Annotated in this window: 2 protein-coding genes, 22 tRNA genes and 4 pseudogenes; all 28 read right to left on the reverse strand. The window is 51.5% G+C overall.

Annotated features, from left to right (window positions below):
* Positions 1–258: 258 nt before the first annotated feature.
* Positions 259–712, reverse strand: a pseudogene (locus JCM13995_RS11610) (Fur family transcriptional regulator).
* A 107-nt stretch (positions 713–819) separates the two neighbouring features.
* Positions 820–2,956: pseudogene (locus tag JCM13995_RS11615) on the reverse strand (LTA synthase family protein).
* Positions 2,957–3,117: 161 nt separating this feature from the next.
* Positions 3,118–3,360, reverse strand: a complete 243-nt coding sequence (locus tag JCM13995_RS11620) for a YkuJ family protein (RefSeq protein ID WP_054665877.1) — start codon at positions 3,358–3,360, stop codon at positions 3,118–3,120.
* A gap of 68 nt (positions 3,361–3,428) precedes the next feature.
* Positions 3,429–4,465: pseudogene (locus JCM13995_RS11625) on the reverse strand (lysylphosphatidylglycerol synthase transmembrane domain-containing protein).
* Positions 4,449–5,495 carry a glycosyltransferase family 4 protein gene (locus tag JCM13995_RS11630; RefSeq protein WP_054665880.1) on the reverse strand — a complete coding sequence of 349 codons (1,047 nt, stop codon included), beginning with the start codon at positions 5,493–5,495 and terminating at the stop codon, positions 4,449–4,451. Before JCM13995_RS11630 ends, JCM13995_RS11625 begins: the two are co-directional and overlap by 17 nt.
* A gap of 2 nt (positions 5,496–5,497) precedes the next feature.
* Positions 5,498–6,690 (reverse strand): annotated as a pseudogene (locus JCM13995_RS11635) (glycosyltransferase family 4 protein).
* Between the two features lie 177 nt (positions 6,691–6,867).
* Positions 6,868–6,951, reverse strand: a tRNA-Leu gene (locus JCM13995_RS11640).
* Positions 6,952–6,981: 30 nt separating this feature from the next.
* Positions 6,982–7,053, reverse strand: a tRNA-Cys gene (locus JCM13995_RS11645).
* A gap of 18 nt (positions 7,054–7,071) precedes the next feature.
* Positions 7,072–7,143 (reverse strand) — tRNA-Gln (locus JCM13995_RS11650).
* Positions 7,144–7,149: 6 nt separating this feature from the next.
* Positions 7,150–7,222 (reverse strand) — tRNA-His (locus tag JCM13995_RS11655).
* A 14-nt stretch (positions 7,223–7,236) separates the two neighbouring features.
* Positions 7,237–7,307, reverse strand: a tRNA-Trp gene (locus tag JCM13995_RS11660).
* Between the two features lie 9 nt (positions 7,308–7,316).
* A tRNA-Tyr gene (locus JCM13995_RS11665) sits at positions 7,317–7,397 on the reverse strand.
* Between the two features lie 5 nt (positions 7,398–7,402).
* A tRNA-Phe gene (locus tag JCM13995_RS11670) sits at positions 7,403–7,475 on the reverse strand.
* A 5-nt stretch (positions 7,476–7,480) separates the two neighbouring features.
* Positions 7,481–7,554: transfer RNA gene (locus JCM13995_RS11675), tRNA-Asp, on the reverse strand.
* A gap of 18 nt (positions 7,555–7,572) precedes the next feature.
* Positions 7,573–7,646 (reverse strand) — tRNA-Met (locus JCM13995_RS11680).
* Positions 7,647–7,657: 11 nt separating this feature from the next.
* Positions 7,658–7,745: transfer RNA gene (locus JCM13995_RS11685), tRNA-Ser, on the reverse strand.
* A 9-nt stretch (positions 7,746–7,754) separates the two neighbouring features.
* Positions 7,755–7,826 (reverse strand) — tRNA-Glu (locus JCM13995_RS11690).
* A 6-nt stretch (positions 7,827–7,832) separates the two neighbouring features.
* Positions 7,833–7,920 (reverse strand) — tRNA-Ser (locus JCM13995_RS11695).
* A gap of 36 nt (positions 7,921–7,956) precedes the next feature.
* A tRNA-Ile gene (locus JCM13995_RS11700) sits at positions 7,957–8,030 on the reverse strand.
* 12 nt (positions 8,031–8,042) lie between these two features.
* Positions 8,043–8,113 (reverse strand) — tRNA-Gly (locus JCM13995_RS11705).
* 13 nt (positions 8,114–8,126) lie between these two features.
* Positions 8,127–8,199: transfer RNA gene (locus JCM13995_RS11710), tRNA-Phe, on the reverse strand.
* 5 nt (positions 8,200–8,204) lie between these two features.
* Positions 8,205–8,278: transfer RNA gene (locus tag JCM13995_RS11715), tRNA-Asp, on the reverse strand.
* A gap of 2 nt (positions 8,279–8,280) precedes the next feature.
* Positions 8,281–8,354: transfer RNA gene (locus JCM13995_RS11720), tRNA-Met, on the reverse strand.
* Positions 8,355–8,400: 46 nt separating this feature from the next.
* Positions 8,401–8,474: transfer RNA gene (locus tag JCM13995_RS11725), tRNA-Ile, on the reverse strand.
* A gap of 7 nt (positions 8,475–8,481) precedes the next feature.
* Positions 8,482–8,555, reverse strand: a tRNA-Met gene (locus JCM13995_RS11730).
* 32 nt (positions 8,556–8,587) lie between these two features.
* A tRNA-Pro gene (locus JCM13995_RS11735) sits at positions 8,588–8,661 on the reverse strand.
* Between the two features lie 4 nt (positions 8,662–8,665).
* Positions 8,666–8,739 (reverse strand) — tRNA-Arg (locus JCM13995_RS11740).
* 28 nt (positions 8,740–8,767) lie between these two features.
* Positions 8,768–8,839: transfer RNA gene (locus JCM13995_RS11745), tRNA-Gly, on the reverse strand.
* Positions 8,840–8,866 lie beyond the last annotated feature (27 nt).

Below are 8,866 nucleotides of genomic sequence, written 5' to 3' on the forward strand. Positions count from 1 at the left end.
GTTAAGACAACTTTAACAGTATATCTAACGGCTAAACTGTTGTCAATCGCTATTTGATTAAATATTCATCAGCTGAATAAACAATCTCACCCGTGAGGGCCGACGCAAGCGCCGGGCTTTTGACAACAACAAGTATTCTACCAGCTATTACGGGGTGTCGTCAACCATTAATCAGCCAAAACAAAACATAAAAAATAAACCCGAACAAGGAATAAAGATTCATTTTCCTCGTTCGGATTTTTCAAGTAAAACCCCTATTTATCTGTCTGCAGGCACTTTACCAAGCTTAACTTGGCACTCTGGACAAAGTCCATAAACCTCTAGATGATGTCCATCAACCAAAAAGCCTGTCTTGGCCGCCGCGACCTGCTCCACATCGGTCAGCTTGTCATAACTAAAGTCGACAATCTTACCACAGTTGCGGCAAATCACGTGGTAATGCGGCTGCAGCGCAAAATCAAAATGTGTCGCAACATCGCCAACGTTCATCTCCTCAATCAAGCCGAGATCTGCAAGCAACTTTAAATTATTATAGACAGTCGCCACGCTCATGTGCGGAAACTGCGGCGACAATGCTGAGTAAATTTTTTTCCGCCGTTGGGTGTGCCTCACTGGCAATCAGATACTTAATAATCGCATCGCGCTGAGGGGTCACTCTGATTTTACTCGCCTTAAGCTTTGCAATCGTCTGATGATAGACCGTTTCTTCCATATTTTTCACCTACATTAGAATGATTCTTCAGTCAGCATCAGCATACCCCTAAACGTTTAAACCTGCAAACAAGACCCCCGAAAAGTCGGAGGTCTTGCGAAGTCATGCTATTTGGAGGAGGAACTGCTGCTGGAGTTAGAACTGCTGCCGGAACTTGAACTACCGCTGGCACCCTTCGCACTGGTTGATAGCTCCGGGGCGTCCGTGACGTAATCATCGTCAAACGACTTGCCACCATTTTTGGCCAGCGCACTAGTACCCGCGCGCTGCGCTGCCTTAAGGTTCGCCTGAGCCTTTTTCAGGTTGTAATTGTACTTAGTCTTATCGACCTTTTTAAACCCAACCGGGGTGTAGAACCGCAGCAAATCGCCATTCAGCACGCGATCTGATAGTGACAGTTCAGTCGTGACCTTGTTAGTCGCCGCATCAATGGCTTGCTTCTGACTGGCGCTAAGTTTTTTTAATTTCCTTGCCACTGCTTGTATTGTAGTAGACGCTGCCCACCTTGGTGATAGTCGGCGTGACCCAATCCCCATTGCGGAACGCCACGGTTTGATCATGCTGCGGTGACAGCAAGTCAGTCCCAAACATCACGTTGTTCGATGTGTCCACCCCAAGCAAGTGCATCAACGTCGGCAGCACATCGATCTCACCGCCATACGTGTGATCGATCCCGCCTTTGAGACCATCCATGTGAATCATAAATGGCACCCGCTGGTACATGGCATTATTGAAATCATTGAAGTCTTTGATGCCCGTCAGCTTTGCCATAGCCTTCTTGTGATTGTCGGAAATGCCGTAATGATCCCCATAAAAGACCACCATGCTGGATTTATCAAGGCCTGTCTTTTGCAACCAGGCCATGAACTCGCCAATGGACTGGTCCAGGTAGTGAGCCGTTTGCACGTACCCGTCAACCGTTTTATCACCGGTATCCGTCTTGCTGATGGTTTGATTCTTCTTATCCAGCGTGTACGGGTAATGGTTCGTCACGGTGATCAGCTTCGCGTAAAACGGTTGGGGCAGCTGCTGCACGTAGCTCGCAGCGTACTTCAGGAAAAGCTTGTCCTTAAACCCGTAGCCAACCTCATCATCCTTGATTTTTGGGAAGTACTGCTTGGAAAAGAAGTAATCATACCCCCATGACTTATATGTGTTGTCCCGATTCCAAAAACTGGGAACATCACCATGGGCCGCAGCCGTCGTATAGCCTTGCTGGTCCAGAATAGCAGGCGCCGCCTGAAACGTGTTTGAGGTCCCATCCGTACTCATCGCAGAGCCCTCAGGCAATCCGAACAAGGAGTTTTCCAACATCATTTCGGCATCGGCGGTTTTGCCCTGGCCGACCTGGTTAAAGAAGTTGTCAAAGCTCAGCGTATTGCTTTCGTGGTAAATCTTGTTGAGGTTCGGGGTGACCTCCTGGCCGTCCCACTTGTAATCAATCAGAAACTGCTGGAACGATTCCAAGTGAATAATGAAGACGTTCTTGCCCTTGGCCTTGCCGTAGTAACTGACATTTTTGGAAACCTGGTGATTCTTGACGTAAGCCAGCACCGAATCTAGGTCCGAAGCCTTGGCGTTCGCCTTTTCTGCTGACGTTTGCGCGGTTTTCACGCCATCGACCACGGTATAGGCATTCAGTCCAAGATACTTAACGATGTAATTATTGTCAAAAGTCCGCGTTAACAGCCCGGACCGGTCGGAATCTGCCATGGACAAGTTGGCGCCAATCATGAACAAGGCCATGACGGTCACGCCGATGGCAAACCGCTTCTTGATCGGTCGAATGTCGATCCGGATGAGATGCGTGGCGAGCAGCACGATCAGCACCACTAAGTCCAGAAACACCAGCCAGTCAGTCGGCTGCAAGATGCCCATGATCCCTTTGCTAAGGTTGTTGGACACTGACCCGGAATCCTTGATTAGCGCGAAGGTCAGAAAATCGGAGAACTCCCGGTAGTAAAGCACGTTGGCGAACAACCACACTGAAGTCAAAAAATCGATGATCAGCATCGTGACGTACGACTTGCGGCCACTCAAATAAAAGGCCAAGCCAAACAGCAGGATGGTGGTGGGCAGCGGATTCAGCGCCAGCAGCAAGTGCTGCATTTGGCCTTTGACCCCGAGGTTAAATTTGGTGTTGTATGCCCAGTAAGTCTTGGCCCAAAACAAGGCAATGGCTAGGACTGAAAAACCTAAGCGGGTATTAAAAAAGCCGCGAATCTTACCGCCGATCGACTTCATACTGATCCTCCAAACAATTGAATTGCATAGCGCACATAAGAATACAATGGTTAGTCTACACAATCGCGAAACTATTGACAATTCAAGCGGCCCCGCGGGCCTTGGATTTAACGCCATCTTAATGACATTAAAAAAAGCCAGGCAAGCCTGGCTTCACACTTCTAGTCTTCCGAGTCGTCTAGCAGATCGTAAATCTCGATGGCTGCCAAGTCGATGTCGTCAAACTCGAACTTCTGGTGAGTCGCAATTTCCTCAAGAGAATAAGTTTCAGTGGCGGGATCAAAGGTGACTTCCCCTTTTTCCACACCGTCTTTTTCAAAGCGGCGCGATTGCACTGAACCGTCCTCGGATTCCTGCATGGCTTCTAGGCGTTTAATAATCGCAACTAATTGTGAGCTTTTCATACGCGGCCCCTTTCTATTCTGTCATAGCGTACCATAAAATTCCGCATTATGGCGACCCAAATCCCGTGTCACTGGATTTTTTTCTCTTTTGGCGCCTGATCCATGCGGTCCGGTGTGACTGCCAGCGCCACCCCGCCAAGCAGCATCCCCAGGTAATACGTGAGGAACCGCCAGAGCAGCATGGCCAGCACGAGCTGCGCCTGGCCAGGCACAAAGGCTGAAAACAGCGTCTTAAAGCTGTACTCCGCGCCGCCGGTCCCGCCCGGAATCGGAAAAAGCGACACGATCATCACAATCATCACGTGCATGACCATGACCCCGACTAGGCTGAGGTGCGCAATGCCGAAACTGCGCAAAACGAAATAAGGAACCGAATAGTACAGCAACAGCTGAATAAACGTCAGAACAGACGCCTTCAAGACCTTGCGCTTTGCCTGCTTCAAGTGCAGCTCTCGGCGTAAAACGTGTCAATTTTCTCGTCCATCTTGGTCTGCAGACGTGTTTGGCGTTCGGCCGAAATGAACCAGCCGGCAATGTGCACAAACCACGCCACCAGTTTTTTGGTGAACCGGTAGTAGTACATCACCAGTAACAACCCGATGATCACGGTAACATGGATCACAAACCCGAACACAATCAGCAGCGATAACGCCCCAAACCGGCTGGCAACCTGGTTGAACCCGACAATTAGCGTGAAGACAAAATTGATCAGCACCATGAACTGGTACACGATAAACTTCATCAACAGCACCGAGCTTGCACGGCCGCCTTCAACCCCCGCCTGCATCAGCGCGACGAGCTGGGCCGGCTGGCCGCCAGAGGCAAATGGCGTGATGTTATTAAACAACTGCTCGACGAGCGGCACCCGAAACGCAGACTTAAAGCTGAGCCGCTCCCCGTCGTGTTCCACAAACATGCGCACCACGTAACTCTCGACGACCCAGGAGCTGATCATCACCAGCAGTCCGGCCAGCAGCCACCACAGGTTCATGGTCGCCAGGCTGTGCCCAACTGCCCGCAGGTTAACCGTCCGCATTTCAAAAGCGAAAATACCGACGCCTAGCAAGACCATCACCAATGCCGCGATTTTATTTCCGCGGCTCATCTGCGATTTGCCCCGATTTTGCTTGCGCCAGATAAAAATCGTGCCATACCCGTGCCAGGCGGGCTTCCGAATAAGTGGCGGCCGCCTGCTCAGCCTTATCCGTGTATTCGGCTCGCAGCGCAGTATCGGCTTTGAGTGCGCGCAAACCGACTCCCATGGCCGCCTGATCCTTGGCCATCATGGCATACGGAGCAATGATGTCATCATACAGCGCCAGATCCCGTACCATCACCGGCGTTGCCGTTGAAAAGGCCTCCAGCACTGACATTGGGAACAGCTCATCAAATGACGGCAACAGGAAGACATCCGCAATGTTGTAGTAATCGACCATCTCGTCCCGCGGCACGATGCCAGTAAAGTTCAGGTTGCTCGGCGCGTTCTCGACCTCGCCTTTCAGGTGGTCATAGCCATTGGTGATCATCCCAAATGAAAAGCCCCCCGCCCAAATAAACTGCATCTGCGGGTTACGCTTGGCCAACTCAATGAAGTCATCAACGCCTTTACGATCCTGAACCTGCCCGGCACCAAACACCACAAACGCATCCTGGTTGACGCCGTGCTTTTTGCGAAGCATCTTTTTTTGCTCGGCCGTAGCAGGATAAAACGTTTCCCGAGACACAAAGTTGGGAATGAACGTCACCTTGCGCGGGTCAATGCCATAGGCCGCCATTTTGGGAATGAAGTTCGGGTTGACCACAACTAGCCGGTCCATCCGCTGATAAAAAGCAATCGTGTACTTATCCAGAGTCCATCTCGCAACACCGGGCAGTCTCAAGCTTTGATCAAGCGTATCAGGCAGAAAGTGAACATACCCAATCTTTTGTCCCCGCCGCTTGGAAAAGGTGGATGCAAAAAAGGCCGGGTCGATCGTGTGATAATGACTGACCAAGCTGGGAGAATACTTGTTGATGCTGATTTTGAATTCAGAGGGAAAATATTTGCGCAACAAGGCAATCAATTCCGTGTACACGGCGCCGACGCCTTGGCCTGCCACCTTGTCCGCCGAAGAGAACATATGAATATCGAGCATGTCTATCCTTTCATCGTCGGTTCGTCAAGCCGCTCTGCTTCCTCGGCCAGTTCCTCGTCAAACCGTTCCTGTGCGTGGGCGTATACCTTGAGCACGCGATCACCGAACAGATCCGCGGAAATTGCCCGCAACTTCGCTTCTCGCGGGGCAGGATCATCAAAGGCGTGCGGATGCTGCAGGTAATTGACCAGCTGGTGCACCATCTCAGCTTGCGTGGTGAAAGTTGTCCCAATCGCCGGATCATCCAGCAAGCTGTTAGTGTAGGATGCCGCTAGTGCCACCACCTTGCGCTCTGCCGCCAGTGCCTCGATGTAAGTCAACCCTTGAGATTCGGAATCACTCGCCGAAACAAAGATATCGGCAGCGCGATAATAATCCGGCACATCAGAATGATCAACTTGCCCGATGAACCGAACATGCTGACCCAAGCCCAAGCTCTGAGCCTGATGCTCAAGGTCTTCCCGAGCCGGCCCGTCCCCTACGACCAAAAGGACGGCCTTGGGCACCTGAGCCAGCACACTCGGCATGGCGGCAATGACCTTGTCGATGCGCTTCTCGTACGCGACCCGTGATAGCGACAAAAGTACCGGCACATCGGTCAGACCGAGGCGCTCACGCAAATGTGGGTCTTTTGCCGCCTTGAACTGAGTTAAATCGACCCAGTGGGGATGACGGTCATCGGCGTTTTGATGCCATATCCGAGCAACGACTGTTTGGCCCGCTCCGAAGGCGTAATCACCTGCGTCACGTGATAAAGGTAGGCGCGCATAAACTGCTTAACGTGATAAGGCCGCAGCAAGTGCCCATTCATCACGTAATGCAAGTAATCCTCGTACATGGTGTGATACGTGTGCACAGTCGGCACCTTGAGCTGACGCGCCACAAACTTCCCAATGTAGCCCATCGAGAACTCAGTCTGCGTGTGGACAAGGTCCAGCTGCAGTTCCTTGGCCACGGAGTATGCATGAAAGAGGCCCCTGATGGCCACTCGACGATCCGTGAAGGAAACAAAAGGCACGCTCGCGAACCGAAAGACATTGGGCTCCACTGCGTCGTCCGGCACATGTGGATCCGTCGTGGTAAAAATATACACCGAGTGGCCCTTGCGTTCCAAATCATCCTTCAGTGTTTTGATCGACGTGGCGACACCGCTGACCTGAGGAAAATAAGTATCAGTAAAAATCCCAATGTTCATCTCCACGCCTCCCAACGCCATTTATTTACAGTATACGACACTCAGGCTTGCTATCAATTTTCAGGCCCTCATACGTTCAAGTTTAACAGAAACCTTACTGAAACCATCCACCTATAGACTGAAATTTACATAACAAGTTTGTCACGCCGCAAAAAAAAGACCCTTAAAGGGTCTGTCTACCGCTGATCGGGGTCGAACCGATACTCCATTGCTGGAACCAGATTTTGAGTCTGGCGCGTCTGCCAATTCCGCCACAGCGGCATATTAGAATTTCTCTTGGCTTGTCCAAGAAGGCGGTGATCGGATTCGAACCGACGCATATAGGTTTTGCAGACCTTTGCCTTACCACTTGGCTACACCGCCAGGAGTTGCTCTTCGCAATTGGGATAGCTGGATTCGAACCAGCGCATGACGGAGTCAAAGTCCGTTGCCTTACCACTTGGCTATATCCCAATCAAGGGCGGATTGTGGGAATCGAACCCACGTATGCTGGATCCACAAACCAGTGTGTTAACCACTTCACCAAATCCGCCATAATAAGAAAAGCAGGGATAGTAGGAATTGAACCCACACCGACGGTTTTGGAGACCGTAGTTCTACCTTTAAACTATATCCCTATAAAAAAATGGAGGATCTAGGATTCGAACCTAGGAACCCGAAGGAACGGATTTACAGTCCGTCGCGTTTAGCCTCTTCGCTAATCCTCCATAAATGGCGCGGGACGGAATCGAACCGCCGACACATGCAGCTTCAATGCATTGCTCTACCGACTGAGCTACCGAGCCATTAACGGTTCCAACGAGACTCGAACTCGTGATCTCCTGCGTGACAGGCAGGCGTCCTAACCAACTAGACCATGGAACCAACAATATTCAATTGTAATTGCGGGAGCTGGATTTGAACCAACGACCTCCGGGTTATGAGCCCGACGAGCTACCAGACTGCTCTATCCCGCGATAATGTTAAAAGGAGAATGAGGGATTCGAACCCTCGCGTGGTTTGACCCACCTAACGGTTTTCAAGACCGTCCCCTTCAGCCACTTGGGTAATTCTCCATGAACCCATGACCCGTACGGGATTTGAACCCATGTTACCGCCGTGAAAGGGCGGTGTCTTAACCACTTGACCAACGGGCCATCCGACGGAGAAGGAGGGATTTGAACCCTCGCACGGTATGACCCGTCTACACCCTTAGCAGGGGCGCCTCTTCAGCCACTTGAGTACTTCTCCATGATGATGTTATTCAATTTGCAGCTTTTGCCGCAATGGGCCTAAATGGACTTGAACCATCGACCTCACGCTTATCAGGCGTGCGCTCTAACCAGCTGAGCTATAGGCCCAAAAATCGATCCAGCGGGTGACGAGAATCGAACTCGCGACAACAGCTTGGAAGGCTGTGGTTTTACCACTAAACTACACCCGCGTGTCAGCGGAGATGGCGCGGGACAGAATCGAACTGCCGACACATGGAGCTTCAATCCATTGCTCTACCAACTGAGCTACCGAGCCGACACCGGTTCCAACGAGACTCGAACTCGTGATCTCCTGCGTGACAGGCAGGCGTCCTAACCAACTAGACCATGGAACCAATTGCGGGAGCTGGATTTGAACCAACGACCTCCGGGTTATGAGCCCGACGAGCTACCAGACTGCTCTATCCCGCGATAACGTTAATATTATAATTGATTTCGGTCCAAGGCGCAAAGCCGATGGACCTTGTAGGGCTCGAACCTACGACCGAGCGGTTATGAGCCGCCTGCTCTAACCAACTGAGCTAAAGGTCCAAGTCGATCGCGGCGGGGGGGATCGAACCCTCGACCTCCCGGGTATGAACCGGACGCTCTAGCCAGCTGAGCTACACCGCGAAAATGCTGCTAGGACGATGACCTTCGCCCTATCGGGAAAACAGGATTCGAACCTGCGACCCCCTGGTCCCAAACCAGGTGCTCTACCAAGCTGAGCTATTTCCCGAGGATGCACCCAGTAGGAGTCGAACCTACAACCTTCTGATTCGTAGTCAGACACTCTATCCAATTGCGCTATGGGTGCATTATTCAATTCTGCTGCCTTCGGCAACAGCGGAAGACGGGATTCGAACCCGCGACCTCCACCATGGCAAGGTGGCGTTCTACCACTGAACTACTTCCGCAAAAAAACTGGGTTGGATCAAAGATCC

Source organism: Lacticaseibacillus camelliae DSM 22697 = JCM 13995 (assembly GCF_001311195.1).
In the GTDB taxonomy this organism is placed as follows: domain Bacteria; phylum Bacillota; class Bacilli; order Lactobacillales; family Lactobacillaceae; genus Lacticaseibacillus; species Lacticaseibacillus camelliae.